The organism is Microbacterium sp. (genome assembly GCF_036823965.1).
In the GTDB taxonomy this organism is placed as follows: domain Bacteria; phylum Actinomycetota; class Actinomycetes; order Actinomycetales; family Microbacteriaceae; genus Microbacterium.
In genome coordinates this window covers 703,656-723,522 of the sequence record NZ_DAITBE010000001.1, presented here as the reverse complement: position 1 = coordinate 723,522, position 19,867 = coordinate 703,656, and the positions used below count along the sequence as shown (strand labels likewise).

Genomic DNA, 19,867 nt, shown 5'->3' with positions numbered 1-19,867 from the left:
GAAGAAAGCTACACGAGACCGGATGCTCGACACCACCGAAAGGGGAGTGCCATGCCACTGCGTTCCGACTGGTCTGCTGAAGTCTGCCCGATCCGGCGTTCGCTCGATGTGCTGGGGGACCCGTGGGTGCTGCTGATCATCCGCGACGTCTTGCACGGACGTGGCCGGTTCGATTGGCTGCGCGACAATCTGGGCATCTCCGAACCGGTGCTGAGTCGACGATTGGCGGCGATGGTCGATGCCGATCTGCTGAGCCGAGTCGAGTATCAGGACGGTGCGAGGATGCGCAGGGGCTACGCAGCGACGCAGGCCGCCGCAGAATTGCTGCCGATTCTCCAGGAGCTCGCGCTGTGGGGAGAGCGGCACACCGAGATGCCGGAGGGTGGTGGCCACATGGCGCTGATCCACGAGGCATGCGGCGCGGAGACGGTGCACGGAGCGGTCTGCAGCGAGTGCGGCGTCGAGCTGGTGGCCGAGCAGATGACCTGGGTCAAGCCGTGGAAGAGCGCCCGAGATCGTCTGCAGCCGGCCGGCACGCTGCACTGAGGGTCAGTGTCCGACGTCTCGGCCGGAAGGTCCGGGTTCGTGACGGACGGTGGGATCACTCCGCTCGCTCGGCTCGATGCGTCAGAGTGACTTCCGACACCTGGGTCCACTGCGCCCGCGGGAAAGCGACGGGGAGTGCCCCGATTGCGTTGAACTGACATAATGTGCATTATCGGTGATACCTGGTGTGCTGGGAGGGGGCGTGGATAGGCTCGTCCGGTGACCGGACAGAATGTGCAGATCGGCTGGGATGCAGCGCGACAGGCCAATCAGGAGAACTGGGAAGATCGGGTACCGCTGCATGAGACGGCATACGGGCTCGATGCCTTCGACGATCCGGATCACCTGAGCGATGTCGTCCGTCATGACGTGGTCGTTCTGGAACCGTTCCTGCCGTCGAGCAGCCTGTCCGGACTCGACCTGTGCCACTTGCAATGTCACATCGGCACTGACACGGTGTCGCTGGCGCGTGCCGGCGCTCGAGTGACCGGTGTCGATTTCTCGCCGTCCGCCCTCGGTGTCGCATCGGCGCTCGCGAACCGTGTCGGAGTCGCCGCTCGGTGGGTCGAGACAGACGTCCTGGATGCCCGCGGCGCGGTGGATGGTGACTTCGACGTCGTGTACACCAGCATCGGCACGATCACCTGGCTGCGGGATCTCGATCGCTGGGCCGCACAGATCAGTGGTCTGCTTCGTGCCGGCGGAACATTCTTCATCCGAGACGGCCACCCGGCGCTGTACGCGCTCGACGAGAACGCGCCCGATCTCACCACACGGTATCCGTACTTCGGCGACGGACGTGCGCAGCAGTGGGACGAGGAATCGACGTACGTCGGCGACGGAAAGGTCGCTCATCCTCGCACCTACGAGTGGCCGCACCCGCTGTCCGAGATCCTGGGAGCACTGCTCGGCGCGGGACTGCGGCTGCTGCATTTCGACGAGGGCCGGATGCTGCCATGGCAGTTCAGCGACCGCATGGTCGAGGTGCCCGGTGGATACGCCTGGCCGGATGCCGAGCGCAACCTGCTCCCCTGCACGTACACGATCATCGCGCGCAAGGACTGACTCGTCAGCGGTAGGTGCGTCCCTTGCAGTCCACCGCATCGTCGAACGCGCCGCCCGCGAGTTCGCTGCGCACCGTCGGCGAGAGACTCGCCTTCGGGATCACGGCGACTTCGACGGACGTCGCTGCACTCAGATACTGGTTGTCGGCGCAGATCGCGACGACGATCCACTGCTCCTGCGCAGCGGTCGTCGTGTAGGACGCAGGTTCGCCGACGCGGGGCGATGCATCCTGGATGAGCAGCAGTGATGTCTCCGGAACGGCATCCGACACCGTCTCGAGCGGCTTCCTCACGGCCTCGTCGGTCTGCAACCCCGTGGGCGCACAGCCGGGCAGCGCTGCGCAGCACACCATCAGTGCTGCGCAGGCTGCCAGGCCGGCCGGGGTCAGAGTCCGCACGAGATGGCGGACGGTGAAGGGTTGAATGCCGTCAGCTTGCCGCTCGTCTCGACCGTCTTCCAGTAGGTCGGCCCGACTCGCGGCTTGTACGCCTCCTGCTTCTGCAGGTTGTACCGGTACTGCGTGCCGACCGCGTGCGCGCGCCAGGTCTGACCGCTCTTCAGCGCAGGAGACGTGCATCCCACCGTCGTGGTGACGCTCGAGGTCGCACTGATCTTCAAGCCTGCCGACACATCGGCGCGGCTCGCTCCGACGCTCAGCTCGATGTTCCTGGTCGCGGTCTTCCCCTTCGTGATCACACACGTGCCGCCTCCGGTCGTGATCGTGCAACTCGCGATCACTCCCCCGATGAAGTTCGAGCTCGACGTCACGTTCAGCACGTTGTACCGATACACCGCGGCCTCTGCAGCCTGTGTCGCACCCAGGGTGAAGGCGCCGATGCAGAGCGCGCCGACGACGGCGAGGAGGCCGCTTCGAACGCCACTGCGTTTCGGTCGGTCGGACGTGGTCGATGAATCCTGAGTGCGGTCGAAGAATCGCGGCGTTCGAATGGTCATCAGTGCTCCCTTGCTGAATGGATCAGTCAAGAAGAAGCTAACTGCTGTCACATGACGACGAAACCCCCGCAAATGGGGAATGTCGCAAAGAAGTTCACCCGCTGACGTACGCCGCCAGGTGCTCCCCTGTCAGCGTGGATTTCTGGGACACCAGATCCGCCGGGGTCCCTTCGAACACCACGCGTCCGCCGTCGTGTCCGGCTCCTGGGCCGATGTCGATGATCCAGTCGGCATGCGCCATCACCGCCTGGTGGTGTTCGATCACGATCACCGTCTTCCCCGACTCGACCAGACGGTCGAGCAGTCCGAGGATCTTGTCGACATCAGCGAGGTGCAGACCCGTCGTCGGTTCGTCGAGCACGTAGATGTCGCCCTTCTCCCCCATCTGGATGGCCAGCTTGATGCGCTGCCGCTCACCGCCGGAGAGCGTCGACAGCGGCTGCCCCAGCGAGAGGTACCCGAGGCCGACGTCGTCCAGGCGCCCCAGGATCGCGGTGGCGGCGGGCAGCTTGGCCTCCCCCTCGGAGAAGAACACCCGCGCCTCCGAGACAGGCAGGTCGAGCACCTCGGTGATGTCCTTGCCCGCGAGCTTGTACTCCAGCACGGCCGCTTGGAAGCGCTTGCCTCCGCAGTCCTCGCATGGTGTCTCGATCGAGTCCATGAACCCGAGCTCGGTGATGATCACGCCCGCGCCCTTACACGTCGGGCAGGCACCCTCGGAGTTGGCGCTGAACAGAGCCGGCTTCACACCGTTCGCCTTCGCGAATGCCTTGCGGATCGGCTCCAGCAGACCCGTGTAGGTCGCAGGATTGCTCCGCCGAGAGCCCTTGATCGCGGCCTGGTCGATCGCGACGACGCCCTCTCGCTTCGCCACGGATCCGTGGATGAGGGAGCTCTTGCCCGAACCGGCGACGCCGGTGATCACGCTGAGCACACCCATCGGGATGTCGACGTCGACGTTCTGCAGATTGTTCGCCGTCGCGCCGCGTACCTCGATCGCGCCATCACCGCTACGGACTGCATCCTTCAGCGTTGCGCGGTCATCGAGGTGCTCTCCCGTGCGCGTCCCGCTGGTCTTGAGTCCATCGACCGATCCCTCGAAGCAGATCTCCCCGCCACCGCTGCCGGCGCCGGGTCCGAGATCGACGACGTGATCCGCGATCAGGATCGTCTCCGGCTTGTGCTCGACGACGAGCACGGTGTTGCCCTTGTCGCGCAATCGAAGCAGCAGACCGTTCATGCGCTGGATGTCGTGCGGGTGCAGACCGATCGTCGGCTCGTCGAACACGTACGTGATGTCGGTCAGCGAGGAGCCGAGGTGTCGCAGCATCTTGATGCGCTGCGCCTCTCCACCGGACAGCGTGCCGGACGGGCGCTCCAGGCTGAGATATCCGAGGCCGAGCATGACGAAGGCATCGAGGTTGGCGCTCAGTGCTTCGAGCAGCGGTCCAGCGCCGGGAAGATCGAGACCGCGTACCCATGCTGCGAGATCCGTGACCTGCATCCGGCAGGCGTCGGCGATGCTGACGCCGTCGATCGTCGATGAGCGCGCCCCCTCGGTGAGCCGGGTGCCATCGCATTCGGGGCAGACCGCGAAGGTCGCGACGCGCTCGACGAAGGCGCGGACGTGCGGCTGCAGTGCATCGAGGTCCTTCGACAGCATCGACTTCGTGATCTTCGGGATCAGTCCCTCGTACGTCATGTTGATGCCCGAGATCTTCACCTTGGTGACCTCGCCGTACAGGAACAGGTGCCGCTGCTTCTCGGTGAACTGCTCGATCGGCTTGTCGCCCGGGTAGAACCCGGACTGGGAGAAGCCCTTCACCATCCAGCCGTCAGCCGTGTACCCGGGGACCATGATCGCGCCCTCGTCCAACGACTTCGACTCATCGACGATCTGCGCGAGGTCGAGGTCGGACACCGCTCCCCTGCCCTCGCAGCGGGGGCACATGCCGCCGAGGTAGATCGCATCCTTGACGATCTTCTTCTCGCCGCCCGGCCCCGTCATCACACCGCTCGCCCGCTGCGTCGGGATGTTGAAGGAGAACGCGGTCGGTCCGCCGATGTACGGGGTGCCGAGCTTGCTGAACAGGATGCGCAGCATCGCGTTCGCATCGGTCACCGTCCCGACGGTCGAGCGCGGGTTCGCGCCGAGCCGCTCCTGATTCACGATGATCGCCGTGGTGAGGCCCTCGAGCACATCGACATCCGGACGCGGCACCGAGGGCATGAAACCCTGCACGAACGCACTGTACGTCTCGTCGATCATGCGGCGGGACTCAGCCGCGATCGTGTCGAAGACGAGCGAGCTCTTGCCGGATCCGGACACTCCGGTGAAGACCGTCAGCCGGCGCTTCGGGATGACGACGCTGACCTCTTTGAGATTGTTCTCGCGTGCGCCCTGCACGCGGATGAGGTCGTGGCTGTCAGCGGCGTGTGTGGCGGGAGAGGACATCGGCATCCTTGGAGTTCGAGGCTGAGGTGCTCAGCCGGCCTGATTGATACGGAGCAGATTGCCCGCAGGGTCGCGGAAGGCGCAGTCACGCACGCCGTAGGGCTGATCCATGGGCTCCTGGACGACATCGGCGCCATGTTCGACGAGCCGTTCGAAGAGCGCATCGAGGTCGTCGCTCGCCAGCGTCAGGGCGCCGTAGCTGCCCTTCGCGATCAGCTCGAGGATGGTCTGACGCTCGGCATCCGTGATTCCGGGGTCCGTTGCCGGCGGATGCAGCACGATCGATGTCTCCGGCTGCCCGGCCGGGCCGACGGTGAGCCAGCGGAGGCCGTCGTAGCCGACATCGTTGCGCACCTCGAACTCGAGGGCGTCGCGATAGAAGCCGAGCGCCGCGTCGGCGTCGGTGTGCGGAAGGAAGGCGTAGTGGATGCTGATCTTCATGCTGCTCACGCTAGATGTGCGTCCGTGCGGGGCGCTTCTCGATTCCTGATCGGTCTGGTCACGTGCTTGGCCTGGAAGACGGGGATGCCCTCCACGGTGGCGGCGCGTTCACGGTACACGCTGGGTGGGACACCGACGAGTTCCGCGAACCGGGTGCTGAACGTGCCGAGCGAGGAGCATCCGACCTCGAAGCAGACCTCCGTCACGCTGCGGTCGCCGCGGCGCAGCAGGGCCATGGCCCGTTCGATGCGACGCGTCATGAGATACGAGTACGGAGACTCCCCATACGTCTCGCGGAACTGCCGGCTGAGGTGCCCTGCAGACATGTGCACGCCGCGCGCGAGCGCCTCCACATCGAGCGGCTTCGCGTACTCCCTGTCGATGCGATCCCGCACTCTCCGCATCATCGCGAGATCGCGAAGGCGGGAATCGTCTGCTGGAGCCACGAGATGATCCTGCCATGACGGCGCATCACGCGGAATGACGGTGTGCGGCGTACTCCTGCGGTCCTCCGCCACGATGTGCATCGTGAGCGCTACCCTGAAGACGTCCTCACAGGATTCTCCCAGAAAGGCATCTCCCATGTCTGAAGCACTCTCCGGAGCGAAATCGCTCTTCAAGTCGATCCGCATCACGCTCGCCGTCTCCGGCGTCATCGCCCTCATCGCCGGCATCGTCCTGCTCGTCTGGCCCGTGAAGTCCGCCGTCATCGTGACCGCGATCTTCGCGTCCTACCTCGTCGTCGCCGGTCTCGTCTACATCGGCCTCGGCATCTTCTCGCACGCCCGAGGCGGTTGGGCTCGCGTCGGCCACATCGTCCTCGGCCTCTTCTACATCGCGGCCGGTGTGATCGCGTTCGCCAACCTCGGCGTCGCCGCTGCGACGCTCGCGCTCGTGGTCGTGATCTTCATCGGCATCAGCTGGATCATCGACGGCGTCGTGTCACTGTCGCTGCTCGGCCAGGACGGCTCGCGTGTCTGGACTCTGCTCTACGCGCTGCTCAGCATCATCGCCGGCATCGTGGTGCTGTTCTCGCCGCTCATCGCCGGACTCGCCTTCTGGCTGTTCCTCGGCATCTCGCTGGTCGCCCTCGGCATCGTGCAGATCGTTCGCGCGATCACCCTCGGCCGTGACGGCAAGGAGTTCGTCGCAGCCGTGCGGTCGGAGACCACGGTCTGACCTGCGCTTCGCACGAGATGAGAACGGCCCCGCCCTGCAGGTGCAGGACGGGGCCGTTCTCTTGCATCACCCGGGTTACTCGGTGGCGAAGGCGCTGACGTCGCCGACGAGACGCGTGTTGTCAGCGGGCACCGGGTCGACGGCTGCCTGAGCGACCTCCGCAGCGAACTCCGAGACGTTGTAGAGCTTGCCGGCGGACTCGCGGCGCTCGGCGATCGCGCCGGGGTTGGCCCGCTCGAGCAGCGTCGCCGTGATGGTGCCCTCGATCATGTCGCCGGACACGACGGTGAAGCCGATGCCCTGCTCGGCGAGACCGGGGATCAGCTCGCGCAGTGCATCCTCGCCTGCGCGCTTCGACAGCGCGACGGGCTCGTACTCCGGCATGGTGGGCGTGGTGCGGATGAAGTGCGCCTGGTGGCTGGTCACGAAGACGACCCGTGCGCCGTCGCCGAGCAGCGGCGTCGCAGCCTCGAGCACGTTGACCTGCGCGTCGCGGTTCAGCGTCAGCGCGTAGTCCGCGGCCATGCCGGACTCCATGCCGCCGGAGGCGTTCAGCACCAGCACGTCGAGGCGCCCGTACTCGGCGCGCACCGCGTCGAACATGGCCGCGATCGACTCCGGATCGGTGAGGTCTGCGCCGACGACGAGCGCGCGACGCCCGAGCTCGCGGAGCTCGGCGGCGAGCTTCTCCGCTCGGGGTGCCTTGTTGCGGAAGTTGATGACGACATCGGCACCGGCCTGCGCCAGATAGCGCACCGTGTCGGCTCCGATCCCCCGCGATGAGCCGGTGACAAGAGCGACCTTGCCGTCGAGAGATCCTGCGGGAAGAACGTCGGTCACGGTGACTCCTCTTGATGCGTGAAACGCCGCGATCACGCGGCGTTCCCAGACTAGCAAGAGCCCCTCCCACCACCCCTGCGGCGTCACACCCGCATGATAGGTTGACGCCAAAGGAGGCCGCATGGACAACTTCGCGACATTCGTACAGTTCATCGACCAATGGGCATGGATCGGGTGGCTGATCCTGATCGCCCTCTTTCTCGTGATCGAGATGCTGACGCTCGACTTCACCTTCCTGATGCTGAGCTTCGGGAGCCTCATCGGGCTCGTGACCGACTTCGTCGGCATCCCCGTCTGGGTCCAGGTGCTCATCGCAGCCGCAGCCGCCGCGCTCTTCATCCTCTTCCTGCGACCGCCCCTGCTCAAGCGGTTGCGTCGCGGTGAAGACCCGACGAAGTCGAATGTCGACGCGCTCATCGATCTCCGGGGCACCGCGCTGCACGACATCACGCAGATCTCCGGCCAGGTCAAGCTCAGCAACGGCGACACCTGGACCGCCCGCACATCCACTTCCGTGCCGATCCCCCAGGGCTCACCGGTCGCCGTGACGGCGATCAACGGGGCGACCGCCACCGTCCGCCCCGTCAACGACTAGGAGAACCTCATGGACGACGCCTCGTTCATCCCCGCGGCCATCGGCTGGATACTCGTGATCGCGGTGATCATCTTCGTGGTGGTCACCCTCGCCCGCTCGATCCGGATCATCCCCCAGGCGACAGCCGGCGTCGTGGAGCGGCTCGGCCGCTATCACAAGACCCTCATGCCGGGTCTGAACATCCTCGTGCCGTTCATCGACCGACTTCGGCCCCTGATCGACATGCGCGAGCAGGTCGTCTCCTTCCCGCCGCAGCCGGTGATCACCGAGGACAACCTCGTCGTCTCGATCGACACGGTCGTCTACTTCCAGGTCACGGATGCTCGTGCGGCGACCTACGAGATCGCGAACTATCTCGGAGCGGTGGAGCAGCTCACGACCACGACGCTCCGTAACGTCGTCGGTGGCCTGAACCTCGAGGAAGCGCTCACGAGCCGCGACAACATCAACGGCCAGCTGCGGGTCGTGCTCGACGAGGCGACCGGCAAGTGGGGCATCCGCGTCGGCCGTGTCGAGCTCAAGGCGATCGACCCGCCCATCTCCATCCAGGACTCGATGGAGAAGCAGATGCGTGCAGAGCGTGACCGCCGAGCGGCGATCCTGACCGCAGAGGGAACCAAGCAGTCGGCGATCCTCGAGGCTGAGGGTTCGCGGCAGGCGGAGATCCTCCGAGCGGAGGGTGACAAGCAGGCCGCAGTGCTCCGTGCGCAGGGTGAGGCCGAGGCGATCCAGAACGTCTTCACCGCAATCCACCAGGGCGCGCCCGACGACAAGCTGCTCGCGTATCAGTACCTGCAGATGCTGCCGAAGATCAGCGAGGGCCAGTCGAACAAGCTGTGGATCATCCCGAGTGAGCTCACCGAGGCGCTGAAGGGCATCGGCAGCGCATTCACGCCCAAGCCCGGTCAGGCGCCGACGAACACCCCGCCCGGCGTGTGACGCACCCGTACTTCGAGAAGGCAACACACCCCAGAGTCCTCGCGCACCGCGGTCTCGTGACCTCGGTCGGCGAGGATTCAGGTGTGTGGGAGAACTCCGCAGCTGCGTTCGCCGCAGCGCACGCAGCCGGGGCCGAGTTCATCGAGACCGACTGCCAGGTGACCGCCGATGGCGACGTCGTGCTGTTCCACGACACCACCATCCAGCGGCTCACCGGAGACCCTCGATCCGTCCGCGAGGTGCGAACGCGCGAGCTGGCACTGCTGTTCGCAGATCACGGTGGACTGCTCACCGTCGCCGAGGCGCTCGACTCCTTCCCGAACACGCGTTTCAACATCGATGTGAAGACGGATGCCGCAACCGCTGCGCTCGGCCCGATCCTGGCCGAGCACACGCACCGAGTGCTGGTCACGAGCTTCTCCGACGCGAACCGTCGAGCCGCGGTCGCAGCCACGCTGCGAGCCGGGGCATCGATCCGCCCAGCCACGTCCGGAGGCAGCCGCACGATCGCCGCAGTGCGCGCGCTCTCCGCGCTCCGAGTCTCCCCTGCACGGGCCTTCAGGGGGATCGATGCGCTTCAGATCCCGGAGCGTCACGGCCGACTGCAGGTGCTGACGCCTGCGCTGCTGCGGGCGGCCCATCGTCAGGGCGTCGAGGTGCACGTATGGACCGTGAACGACCCCGAGACCATGCGCAGACTGGTGCGCGCCGGGGTCGACGGGATCGTGAGCGACCGCGCCGACGTCGCCGTCGACGTCCTGCGCCAGATGGATCCGCCACGCCGCCCATAACCTCCTGCGCTGGGATTCCGCTGTGAATCCCGCCGAGAAGTCGCTCGCATGGATGAAGCCCACAGGCTGGAGCGTTATACCTGACAGCGACGAGAGGACCACACAATGGCAGATCGCAGCCTGCGCGGCATCCGACTCGGCGCCCAGAGCCTACAGAGCGAAGAGGGCGTCGTTTTCATGGAGCGCCGTGAAACCACCTATACCTGTGACACGTGCGGCCACGTTACGAACCTCATGTTCGCGGCCGACGCCGAGCCGCCCCAGACCTGGGAATGCCGCTCCTGCGGCGCGGAGGCACGACTGAACGTCGACGGCCAGGCCGTCACGCTCGAGGTCACCGACGAGAAGGCAGCTCGCACCCACTGGGACATGCTCCTGGAGCGCCGTACCCGCGCCGAACTGGAAGAGCTTCTCGAGGAGCGCCTGGCCTTCATCCGCGCCCGCCGTGGCGCCGGCGAGGACCCGACTCGGGAGAAGATCGGGGCCTGACCCTCAGCACCACGAACGCGACGACGGATCTGCTGATCCGCCGTCGCGTTCTGTTGTGCCGGGCATGCTCTCCTGCGCGCTACTCGCCCGAATCGAGGTGGATGCGGAGGTCGGTGCGACCGGGCAGAAGCTCTGGTCGGAGCGCCCGCGTCCCCGCATAGTCGCCGTCACGCAGACGGCGGAACGGTTGCACGGCCTCCTCGTCGATCGCCCGCAGTCGTTCGCGGAGGCGCGTGATCTCCCGTTCGACCGCCTCCGTGTCGAGCGCATCAGCGTCATGGATCACGTGCACGTCGAGCACATCGATACCGACGTACCAGAGCACCCCGTGAGTGAGCGGGAACAGCAGCGCATCGAGATCTCCGCTGATCCCGCGGGGACCGATCGAGCGCTCGTCCTCGCCCGCCGTCACCACGATCAGCGCCCTCCGGCCGGTGAGGCCACCGTCACCGTATCGCCTCGGCACCCCGAGTTCCGGGTCGACGTCGCCGTAGGCGAATCCGCTCGTGAGCACGCGATCGAACCAGCCCTTCAGGATCGCAGGCATCCCGTACCACCACAGTGGGAACTGGATCACGAGCAGCTCGGCGTCGGCGAGCTTCGCCTGCTCCTCCAGCACGTCGGCGGCAGCCTGGCCGCGGAGGTAGGCGTCTCCTGCCTGCTCGGCGAGATTTCCCGGTGTCGCAGCAAGGTCGCCGAGATCACGGAGGCCGAGCACGGGGTCGAAGCCCTGCGCGTGGAGGTCGGAGGTGGCGACCGAGTACCGCTCCCCCAGAGCCGTGGCGCCCTCCTGGAAGAGCCGGTGGTTGAATGACCCGTGCCGCGGGTGTGCGTACAGCCACAGTGCGCTGCCCGGTGTCGGCGGGTGGGTGATGGTCATCGTGCGTCCTCTCGGTGCTGGGAGCGGTGTTCGGTGGCGATGGCGAGCACCACGGTCGTGAGCGCATCGCGTGCGCGGTCTGTGCGGATGGACCCTGCGAGTGCGGCTCGGGCGAGCGCATCACCCGCGCCGATGAGCGCCCGCAGGCCGGCAGGATCCAGGGAGCCGGAGAAGGGCTCGAGTGCGGCCCGGCACATGTCGAGGTAGGCCAGCTCGGCCTCCTCCCTGAGCTGACGGAGCGTCGATGACCCCGCGAGGGCCGCGACCACGTCGGCGAGCTCGCTGCCCTCGGCGAGGCAGCAGTCGATGTACGCTCCGGCGACAAGTGCCGCCGTGACATCGAGGTCTGGCTGCGCGCCGTCGAGCGCGTCGCGCAGCGTCTGACGCTGGCGGTGCTCGAACTCCCGGTACAGTTCGGCGAGCACGCCCGCGCGGTCGCCGAAGTGGTCGTACACCAGCGGCTTGGTCACCCCGGCTCGCTCGGCCAGCCGGCCCAGAGAGAACTGATCCGTGCCCTCCTCTCGGATGAGCGTGCGCGCTGCGTCGAGCAGCTGCGTGTGGCGGTCCGTCTTGGACAGCCGTCTGCGGGGTGAGGTCTCCGGTGCGGCGTGCATATCTGCCTCTCCGATCGATGCGGAAGAACGTCCTGCAGATAAGTTACCATCAGTAAGTTACCGGCGGGACGTTCAGCGCATCGGCCTCAGCGGCGCCTGCTCCGCCACCACCCCACGAGGAGCGCGACCAAGCCGCCCCACAGCAGCAGCTGCTGCACCCAGGGGCCGAGCACGACGCCGGCAGTCAGCCCGGCGCGCAGGTCGACGTCTTCCAGCATCGCGCCCGCCTCGTCGGCGTCGAGACTCGTCACGGTCTCGCCGTTCGGCTGGATGATCTGACTCGTCCCGACGGTGGACACGTTGACCACGCTGCGTCCGGTCTCGATCGCCCGCATCCGAGCGAAGGCGAGTTGCTGGAGGTTCTCGTCAGTCCCGCGGAAATCCGCGTTGTTCGTCTGGAAGACGAGCACCTGCGCGCCGCCGTTCATCGCTTCGAGGATCACATCGTCGTAGATGACGTCGAAGCAGATCGCGAGACCGACCGCGACGCCGTCGATGTCGACGATCGGTGGGTTCTCGCCGGGGGTGTATTCGCGCTGGATGAGTCCGATGAGGTCGGGGGCCAACGCGTTGAAGAACGCACGGTCGGGCACGTACTCGCCGAAGGGCACCGGATGACGCTTGTCGTGCAGCTGCGTCGCTCCCCCGGCGTCCGTCCACAGCAGCGAGGTGTTGAAGTACCGGTCGGCGCGGCCGGTCGCCGCGTTCGCGAGCAGCGGTGCGCCGATGCGCGTGGTGATCAGCGTCATGCGTCGGGCGAGCGTCTCGTTCTGGAACGGGTCGGTGTCGAGCGATCCTTCCGGCCACACCAGGAGGTCGACGTCCTCCCCGTAGAGCGGCTCGGTCGCTTCGGTCTGCGCATCGATCACGGAGTACGGTTCACGCTGGTCGAAGTACCCGGTCGGCCCATTCCCCTGCACCGCGGCGATCCGCATGGAGCCGGCAGCCGTGGTGGGGAAGATCGGCGTGAAGGCGAGCAGCAGCACAAGCGCCGCCGGGACGATGAGCGGCAGCGGGCGTCGCCAGGCGCGGAGGCGGGCGACCTCGACGAGCATCGCGACCAGCAGCACCATGAGGAACCCGAGTCCGCTCACGCCGACCCACGAGGAGAGCGGCGCGAGTGGGCTCTGCGCCTGGCTCATGCCGATCCGCGCCCACGGGAATCCGCCATACGGCCAGGTGCCGATGAACAGCTCGCGCCCCACCCAGAGCGCCGCCACGACCGCAGGCAGCAGGAGCAGTCGAGCTGCGGTCGATGGGAACGCACGCGGCAACCAGCGGTATGCCAGAGCGATCGGGATCAGCGCGAAGGCGGTCAGCGCGCCTTCCAGCACACTGAGCGCGGCCCACGGCACCGGCCCGAGATATCGCGAGGTCCAGGACACCAGCAGGGCGAAGAACAGGATGCCGTAGACGAGCCCCACCAGGAGTGCGCCGCCGAATCGCCGACCGATCAGTGAGAGCAGCAGCAGAGCGGTTGCGGGGAAGGCGAGCAGCCACACGGCCGCGCCGGGATACGCGAAGAACATCAGGGCGGCTGCGACCGCGGCGGCGATCACGGCGGCCCACAGCGGCAGCAGAGGGCGCGAGAGCGCGCGGGATTCGGACATCCCTCTCATTCTCACATCGAGGAGTATGCGACGATGCCACGACGCACACCATCGAGTGCTGCACGAGCAGTGCGGGCGGTGTCGGCATCCTCCGCGACGATCGACAGCTGGTCGAGCAGATCGATCGTCTGCTTCGCCCAGCGGACGAAGTCGCCAGCCGCCATGTCGGCGTCGACGAGCACACGATCGAGTGCGCCGCCGCGTGCCCAGGCGTGCATCGCGCCGGCGAGGCCTGCCGCCAATGGCTCACTGCCCGGCAGGTGGTGGTCCTTCTCCAGGTCGTCGAGCTCGGCCCAGAGGGTCGTCGTCTTCTCGTAGGCAGCGCGGAAGGCGCCGCGCGGAAGACCACGTTCACCGGAGTTCGCCTCATCACGGCGGGGTTCGTAGACCAGGCAGCACGCCATCGCGGCGAGCGACGGGGCATCGAGGCCCCGCCACAATCCCTGGCGTAGCGACTCCGCGACGAGCAGGTCGCGTTCGCCGTAGATACGACGCATGGTGCGCCCCGCTTCGGTCAGCGCGGTCTCCCCCGACTCCTCGGAGAGGTAGTCGAGCGTCTCGAGCACCTCGACCACACGGTCGAACACACGGGCGACGGTGCCCGTGCGCGTCTCGATCTGACGACGGATGCGGTCGGTCTGGCGCTTGAGCTTCCAGTAGCGTTCAGCCCACCGTGCGTGCGCCTCGCGATCGGGACAGCGGTGGCACGGATGCCGCTGCATGCTGGTGCGCAGCGACTGGATGCGCTTCATCCGCTTGTCGCGAGAGGCGCGAGGTGCGTGCGAGTCCTGCCGGTTCTTCTTCTCGAGATCGCTGAGCTCGCGACGGATGGCCGCGTACTCCGTGTAGTCGCCGTGCTCGCACGCCATGGACTTCTGGTAGCCCGCGAGCGACTCCTCGGCCTCTCGGACCTGCCGTGCAAGACCGACGACCGAGCGGTCGGCCTGGAACTGCGCGAACGACGACTCGAGGATCTGTCGAGCCCGCGGCTTGCCGAACAGGTCGATCAGGTTGACCGCCATGTTGTACGTCGGCCGGAAGCTCGAGTTCAGCGGGTAGGTGCGACGCGATGCGAGGGCGGCGACCGCCTGCGGATCCATGCCCTCTGTCCACTGGACGACGGCATGACCCTCGACGTCGATGCCACGGCGTCCGGCACGACCCGTCAGCTGCGTGTACTCCCCCGAGGTGATCGCCACGCGTGCTTCGCCGTTGAACTTCTCCATCTTCTCGAGCACGACGGTGCGTGCCGGCATGTTGATGCCCAGCGCCAGGGTCTCGGTCGCGAAGACGGCCTTGACGAGCTTCAGTCGGAACAGCTCCTCGACGACCTCCTTGAACGCCGGGAGCATGCCGGCGTGGTGCGAGGCGACACCCCGCTCGAGGTTGTCGAGCCAGTCCCAGTACCCCAGGACGCCGAGATCCTCTTCCTGCAGCGTGCGCGTGCGATCCTCCACGATCGCTCTGATCTCTGCTCGCTCCTCAGCAGAGGTGAGACGGATGCCGGAGCGGCGCACCTGCTGCACGGCCGCATCGCAGCCCACTCGGCTGAAGATGAAGAAGATCGCAGGGAGCAGGTTCGCGCGCTCGAGCAGCTTGACCACATCGGGGCGGTCCATCCGCTCGATGCGGCGCACGTTCGATGGTCGCACCGGTCGTTGCCCGCCGCGCGGCGGTCGCTTCGCCTGCCGCCCCGCATGCCGATTGCTCACGTACGACTGCGCCTGGCGACTGTTCTCGTAGTGCGATCCGGTGAACGACCGGATGCGCATGAGCTCCTGATTCACCTGGGCGGTTGCGATACCGGCCCGGTCGTCGAAGAGGGGCAGCAGGTCGTCACGCACGAGCACGTGCTGCTCGAGCGGCACCGGGCGGATCTCGGAGACGATGACCTCGGTGTCGCCTCGGACGGTGTCGAGCCAGTCTCCGAACTCCTCCGCGTTCGACACCGTGGCACTCAGGGAGACCAGGCGCACGTGCTGCGGAAGATGGATGATGACCTCTTCCCACACGGCTCCGCGGAATCGGTCGGCGAGATAGTGCACCTCGTCCATCACGACGTATCGGAGGTCGCGGAGCGCGGTCGAATCCGCGTAGATCATGTTGCGCAGCACCTCGGTCGTCATGACCACGATGCGCGCGTTGCCGTTGATGTTCGTGTCGCCGGTCAGCAGTCCGACCTGGTCGGCGCCGTACACCTCGACGAGCTCGCGGAACTTCTGATTCGACAGTGCCTTCATGGGCGTCGTGTAGAACGCCTTGTCGCTCGGGGTCTGCATCGCGAGGTGGATGGCGAACTCGCCGACGATGGTCTTGCCTGCACCGGTGGGCGCGGCGACCAGCACGCTCCGACCGCGCTCGAGGGCATGACAGCCGGCGATCTGGAAGGGGTCGAGATCGAACTTCTGTCGAGCAGCGAACGCCAGCGTCGATGGATGCTCCGACGCCTCCCGAGCTGCTGCGTACCGCTCCGAGGGCGAACTCATGCGGGATCCGGCAGCAGGCCGGACTCAGCGTTGCGCTTGCGCTTCCGTCGATCGAACAGCATGGACAGTCCTGCCGCTGCGAAGAACAGCACGATCAGGATGCCGGCGAGCATCAGCATGCTGATCACGTCGGCTGCCGGAGTCGCCAGGGCGGCGAAGACGGTCGCGATGATGATCGCCCATCGCCATCCCTTGAGGATCGCCTTGCCGGACATGACGCCAGCGACGTTCAGCGCGACGAGGAAAACCGGCAGGACGAAGGCGATGCCGAGCACGATCATGAGCTTGAAGATGAAGTCGTAGTACTCCTGCGCCTGGAAGAGGTTCTTGGCCCCTTCAGGCGTGAAGCCGGCCATCAGTTCGATGATGTGCGGCTGGATCATCACGCCGACATAGCAACCGGCGAAGAACAGCGGCACGGCCGCGGCGACGAACGAGACCGTGTAGCGGATCTCCTTGCGCGTCAGCCCGGGCATGATGAACGCCCAGACCTGCCACAGCCAGACGGGCGCGGAGATGAACAGTCCGAGCGAGAAGGCGATACGCATGCGCATATCGAACGGTCCGGTGATCGTCGAGTACACCAACGCCGCGACATCCTCGCCGCGCTGCGCTGCGATGTCATTGATCGGCTTCGTGATGAAGCTGATGACCGGGTCGGTGATGAGGAACGCGATGACCATGCCGACGACGAGCGCGAGCGCTGCGTACATCAGTCGCTTGCGGAGCTCCACCAGGTGGGCGCCGAGCGACATCCGCCGATCCCGTTCCGCCTTCTTCTTCGCGGACGGTTCGATGACTGCCACGAGCGGTCAGGCGCGAGGCGGGGTCTCAGGGTCGGTGCCGGAGTCCTTCACCGTGGTGGGCTCGACAACGACGGATTCGGCGCGGTCCGCGTCCTCTTCCTTCATGGCCTTCATCTCACCCTTGAACACGCGAGCCGACTGGCCCATGCTCTTCGCGAGTGCCGGGAGCTTCGCTGCTCCGAACAGGAGGAGGATCACGGCGAGCACGATCAGCAGGTGCCAGCCTTGCATTCCAGCGAACATGTCAGAATCCCGTCGTCGGTGGGCGATTCATCCCAGTCTACAGATCAATCCTCGGTATCGGGCGTGCGGTACAACGCGAGTCCGGATGCCGCCCATTCGCGCGTCGCCGATCGCGCCACGTTCGGGCCGATGACCTCCATGCCGCCGCCGAAGCGGGCGGCGAGGCGCTTGATCCCCCGGGGATCCGCGAGGTGCAGGTTCGCGGTGACGATGCCGTTCACCGTCTCGAGGGCTGCTGCGGGCAGGAATCGCTCGAGCAGCGGAGCGAGCCGTTCCGGAAGACGGACCGTCACCTCGCGCTCATCGTCGAGACCGGCGAAGGCCTCGGGGACGACGTCACCGGCGTGCGTGATCGGGATGTCCGTGAGCTTCGGGTCGCTGACGCGGTCGAGGTGGAATGTGCGCATCGCCTGGCGGAGATGGCACCACCCCTGCAGATACCACTGTGCGTTGGTGATGAGGATCTGCACCGGGTCGACGGTGCGAGTCGTCGGCTCGGCATCCGGTGCCTGGTACGTGAAGGAGATCGCCCTCCCCTCCTGCACACCGCGGGCGACGACCTCGCGCACCGCATCGACCGCGCTCGGTGCGACGACGACATCCGCCGGCGCGTCGGCGGCGCCGCGGGACAGCTTCGAGATGAGTCCGGCGACCAGGCCCGAGTCGGAGACCGCCGGAACCGCGGCCACCATCTGGAGACCGGCGAGCAGCGCTGCGGCTTCGCGCGCGGTGAATCGAGGGACGCGACGCAGCGCGACGTCGTTGGTGATCTCGATCACGTCCTGCTCGTCGAGCAGATCCCAATTGATGTCGAACATCTCCTGCGGCTGCTGCCAGTAGCCGGATTCACCTGGCAGACCGATGACCGTGAGCTTCTCGACCATGCCGCGCATCTCACGAGGAGTCACGCCGAACTCCTCCGCCGCTTCGGCGAGGGAGACCTCGCCGTGCTCGAGGAGATACGGGACGAGAGTCAGATACAGTCGCACGCGGTCAGCGGCGAGCAGCGGTTTCGGCTGCGCCATCATCGCTCCCCTTCTTGCGTCCGGTGCGCGTCGACGACGGCTCGCAGTCGGGCGATCACGGCGTCGCGGAGTGGTGCAGGCTCCACCACGCGGACCTCTGGCCCGTAGGACGCGATCTCGTCCGCGAGGATGTGGAGGTCGACGAACGGGACGGTGATGCCCTGCGCGGCCGGCGTCGCTCGGCGACCGAGCCGGAGCGCGGCTTCCGTCCCGGGGGTGACCTCGAGCAGCGCCGCGTTCTTCGCGGCCACCAGGGCCAGACCCTGCAGGGCGCGTTCGCCGGCACCGTCTCGGAGGGCAGCATCGAATGCCACGCTCGAGATCTTCACGTCGTCGACGATCCGACTCAGGAGGAACATCCGCTCCTCCTCGATGTCGACGTCGATCCCGAACACGTGCCAGCGCGCTTCGTAGTCGACGAGTGCGAGCGGGCGGACGGTCCGTCGACGCGGGGCGTCCTCCCCCGGCTTGAGGTAGTCGAAGCCGACGACACGGCTCTTCTCGATCGCTTCCTGCAGCGGGGCGAATGCGGCATCGCGGGCAGTGATGCGCGGGGCGAAGCCGATGATCGGCTCATCCCCGTCGATGCCGAGCGCACGAATCTTGCGGACCCCGGACTGGGCATCGCCGGATGCCGACTCGGCGCTCCACACGCTGCCTGCCAGTCGCAGCACCGCGAGTTCGGCAGCGGTGAACTCGATGTCGCTCGGCAGGTCGTATTCCGCCTGCGGAATGCGATAGCGAGCCTCACGGAGATCGTTGGGGTCAGCAGCATCGCCGATCGTCTCGATCGGGACGCCGAGTGCGCGCAGCTCCTCCTTGTCGCGCTCGAACATCTTCTCGAGCGCATCCGATCGCGTGCCGGCATCCGCTCGCTGGCGATAGCCGGAGACGTTGTCGAGGATCTGCTGCTTCGTCAGCCCGATCTCCGTGGCCATCAGCGCCACGACGAGATTCGTCAGACGCTCCTCCGCGGGGATCCGGGCTGCCATCACTGCGTTGCAGCCGGGACGATGCCGAGGATGTCGACGACGACGGCAGTCGCTGCTGAGCCTTCGGCTGCGGGGATCACGACGAGCAGCTGGGAGCCGACGGTGGCGCCGACGAGCTCCTTCGCGGCGGCACCGAGGCTCGCGGTCGAACCCCAGGTGTTGCTCGTGACGGTCTTGTCGTCCCAGTTGACGGCCATGATGTTGTTCACGATCAGATCGCCCTGCTTGACCTTCGGCCCATCACCCTTGATCAGGGTCTGCGTCACCGGCTTCTTCGGCGCTGCGCTGTCGGGAATGATGATGCCCGGCGTGCCGTCGACCGCACGGACCACGGTGGGCACACCACGGGCGTCGTTGAACTGCAGTGCACCGGAGGCGCGCGTCGGGTAGACGTCGAGCACATCGATCACGGCGACCACGTTCTCACCGTCTGCGAGGCCGAATCCCTCGGCATTCTGCTGACCGAAGTCCTCGGGCGTGAGCACGGCGAGCACCCGGCTGCCCGCAGTGGCGCACTCGAGCACACCACCGAGTCCTGGCGACTTCTGCGTCCAGAAGTCGAGGTTGTTCACGCGGCTGAGGTCGCCGTCGAACTCGGAGTTGTACAGCTTCTCGCCGCTCGTGCCGCCGTAGAAGGCGATGTCGAGCACCAGCGGCTGGAAGTCGGAGGTCAGCGCGCGTCCGTCGCCCACCGTGATGTCGGCGTACGAGGTCTTGTCGACCTTCACCGGACCGAACACATCCACGTCGGGAAGGGACCCGAGGTCGCCGGTGACGTCGGCGACACTCAGCACGCTGTCTCCGGTCGCGGCGCGGTCGCATGCGACCCCGTCGAAGGCCGGGGCGGCGGTGCACCCCGTCAGGGCGAGGACGGCGAGGCTGAGAGTGGCCAGAACGGCGGACGTTTTACGCACGCC

Annotated in this window: 22 protein-coding genes; 7 read left to right on the top strand and 15 right to left on the bottom strand. The window is 66.7% G+C overall.

The window, feature by feature from the left end; translation table 11 throughout:
• Positions 1–51 precede the first annotated feature (51 nt).
• Both V7Z82_RS03540 and V7Z82_RS03535 read left to right on the top strand, forming a co-directional pair.
• Positions 52–546, top strand: a complete 495-nt coding sequence (locus V7Z82_RS03540) for a winged helix-turn-helix transcriptional regulator (RefSeq protein ID WP_334148018.1) — start codon at positions 52–54, stop codon at positions 544–546.
• A 219-nt stretch (positions 547–765) separates the two neighbouring features.
• Positions 766–1,611: a class I SAM-dependent methyltransferase gene (locus V7Z82_RS03535; RefSeq protein ID WP_334148016.1), complete on the top strand. Its 846-nt coding sequence runs from the start codon at positions 766–768 to the stop codon at positions 1,609–1,611.
• A gap of 4 nt (positions 1,612–1,615) precedes the next feature.
• Here the strand turns inward: V7Z82_RS03535 and V7Z82_RS03530 are convergent, their stop codons facing one another.
• From V7Z82_RS03530 to V7Z82_RS03510, 5 genes are all read right to left on the bottom strand, one after another.
• Positions 1,616–1,903 (bottom strand): hypothetical protein, encoded by a 288-nt coding sequence (locus tag V7Z82_RS03530; RefSeq protein ID WP_334148014.1) that lies wholly within the window; start codon positions 1,901–1,903, stop codon positions 1,616–1,618.
• Between the two features lie 92 nt (positions 1,904–1,995).
• Entirely contained in the window at positions 1,996–2,565 is a 570-nt protein-coding gene (locus V7Z82_RS03525) for a hypothetical protein (RefSeq protein ID WP_334148010.1), read from the bottom strand.
• Between the two features lie 94 nt (positions 2,566–2,659).
• Positions 2,660–5,020: an excinuclease ABC subunit UvrA gene (locus V7Z82_RS03520; RefSeq protein WP_334148008.1), complete on the bottom strand. Its 2,361-nt coding sequence runs from the start codon at positions 5,018–5,020 to the stop codon at positions 2,660–2,662.
• Positions 5,021–5,050: 30 nt separating this feature from the next.
• On the bottom strand, positions 5,051–5,461 hold the full coding sequence (locus tag V7Z82_RS03515; protein WP_334148006.1) for a VOC family protein: 411 nt from the start codon (positions 5,459–5,461) through the stop codon (positions 5,051–5,053).
• A 5-nt stretch (positions 5,462–5,466) separates the two neighbouring features.
• A complete protein-coding gene (locus V7Z82_RS03510) occupies positions 5,467–5,868 on the bottom strand; it encodes a helix-turn-helix transcriptional regulator (RefSeq protein WP_334148336.1) in 402 nt (133 codons plus the stop codon).
• Between the two features lie 175 nt (positions 5,869–6,043).
• Between V7Z82_RS03510 and V7Z82_RS03505 the strand changes: the two genes are divergently transcribed.
• Entirely contained in the window at positions 6,044–6,640 is a 597-nt protein-coding gene (locus tag V7Z82_RS03505; protein ID WP_334148004.1) for an HdeD family acid-resistance protein, read from the top strand.
• Positions 6,641–6,715: 75 nt separating this feature from the next.
• Here the strand turns inward: V7Z82_RS03505 and V7Z82_RS03500 are convergent, their stop codons facing one another.
• Complete coding sequence (locus V7Z82_RS03500; protein ID WP_334148001.1) at positions 6,716–7,480, bottom strand: SDR family oxidoreductase; 765 nt, start codon at positions 7,478–7,480, stop codon at positions 6,716–6,718.
• A gap of 121 nt (positions 7,481–7,601) precedes the next feature.
• Between V7Z82_RS03500 and V7Z82_RS03495 the strand changes: the two genes are divergently transcribed.
• From V7Z82_RS03495 to V7Z82_RS03480, 4 genes are all read left to right on the top strand, one after another.
• A complete protein-coding gene (locus V7Z82_RS03495; protein WP_334147998.1) occupies positions 7,602–8,075 on the top strand; it encodes an NfeD family protein in 474 nt (157 codons plus the stop codon).
• A gap of 9 nt (positions 8,076–8,084) precedes the next feature.
• Complete coding sequence (locus V7Z82_RS03490; protein ID WP_045280301.1) at positions 8,085–9,014, top strand: SPFH domain-containing protein; 930 nt, start codon at positions 8,085–8,087, stop codon at positions 9,012–9,014.
• Entirely contained in the window at positions 9,011–9,805 is a 795-nt protein-coding gene (locus V7Z82_RS03485) for a glycerophosphodiester phosphodiesterase family protein (protein WP_334147996.1), read from the top strand. The genes V7Z82_RS03490 and V7Z82_RS03485 overlap by 4 nt, the downstream gene beginning before the upstream one ends.
• Before the next feature lie 105 nt (positions 9,806–9,910).
• On the top strand, positions 9,911–10,294 hold the full coding sequence (locus V7Z82_RS03480; RefSeq protein ID WP_045280303.1) for an RNA polymerase-binding protein RbpA: 384 nt from the start codon (positions 9,911–9,913) through the stop codon (positions 10,292–10,294).
• Between the two features lie 79 nt (positions 10,295–10,373).
• Here the strand turns inward: V7Z82_RS03480 and V7Z82_RS03475 are convergent, their stop codons facing one another.
• The 9 genes from V7Z82_RS03475 to V7Z82_RS03435 form a co-directional block, all read right to left on the bottom strand.
• A complete protein-coding gene (locus V7Z82_RS03475; RefSeq protein WP_334147992.1) occupies positions 10,374–11,174 on the bottom strand; it encodes an NAD(P)H-dependent oxidoreductase in 801 nt (266 codons plus the stop codon).
• The gene (locus tag V7Z82_RS03470) at positions 11,171–11,788 is read right to left on the bottom strand and encodes a TetR/AcrR family transcriptional regulator (RefSeq protein ID WP_334147990.1); all 618 of its coding nucleotides are present in this window, start codon (positions 11,786–11,788) and stop codon (positions 11,171–11,173) included. The genes V7Z82_RS03475 and V7Z82_RS03470 overlap by 4 nt, the downstream gene beginning before the upstream one ends.
• Before the next feature lie 86 nt (positions 11,789–11,874).
• Complete coding sequence (gene lnt, locus V7Z82_RS03465) at positions 11,875–13,398, bottom strand: apolipoprotein N-acyltransferase (protein WP_334147988.1); 1,524 nt, start codon at positions 13,396–13,398, stop codon at positions 11,875–11,877.
• Between the two features lie 11 nt (positions 13,399–13,409).
• Entirely contained in the window at positions 13,410–15,884 is a 2,475-nt protein-coding gene (locus tag V7Z82_RS03460; RefSeq protein WP_334147986.1) for a DEAD/DEAH box helicase, read from the bottom strand.
• On the bottom strand, positions 15,881–16,639 hold the full coding sequence (gene tatC, locus V7Z82_RS03455; protein ID WP_334148334.1) for a twin-arginine translocase subunit TatC: 759 nt from the start codon (positions 16,637–16,639) through the stop codon (positions 15,881–15,883). Before tatC ends, V7Z82_RS03460 begins: the two co-directional genes overlap by 4 nt.
• A 57-nt stretch (positions 16,640–16,696) precedes the next feature.
• Positions 16,697–16,933: a twin-arginine translocase TatA/TatE family subunit gene (gene tatA, locus V7Z82_RS03450; RefSeq protein ID WP_045280307.1), complete on the bottom strand. Its 237-nt coding sequence runs from the start codon at positions 16,931–16,933 to the stop codon at positions 16,697–16,699.
• 44 nt (positions 16,934–16,977) lie between these two features.
• On the bottom strand, positions 16,978–17,961 hold the full coding sequence (locus V7Z82_RS03445; protein WP_334147983.1) for a helix-turn-helix transcriptional regulator: 984 nt from the start codon (positions 17,959–17,961) through the stop codon (positions 16,978–16,980).
• Positions 17,958–18,950 carry a helix-turn-helix transcriptional regulator gene (locus V7Z82_RS03440; protein ID WP_334147981.1) on the bottom strand — a complete coding sequence of 331 codons (993 nt, stop codon included), beginning with the start codon at positions 18,948–18,950 and terminating at the stop codon, positions 17,958–17,960. The genes V7Z82_RS03445 and V7Z82_RS03440 overlap by 4 nt, the downstream gene beginning before the upstream one ends.
• Positions 18,950–19,864 (bottom strand): hypothetical protein, encoded by a 915-nt coding sequence (locus tag V7Z82_RS03435; protein ID WP_334147979.1) that lies wholly within the window; start codon positions 19,862–19,864, stop codon positions 18,950–18,952. The genes V7Z82_RS03440 and V7Z82_RS03435 overlap by 1 nt, the downstream gene beginning before the upstream one ends.
• Between the last annotated feature and the right edge of the window lie 3 nt (positions 19,865–19,867).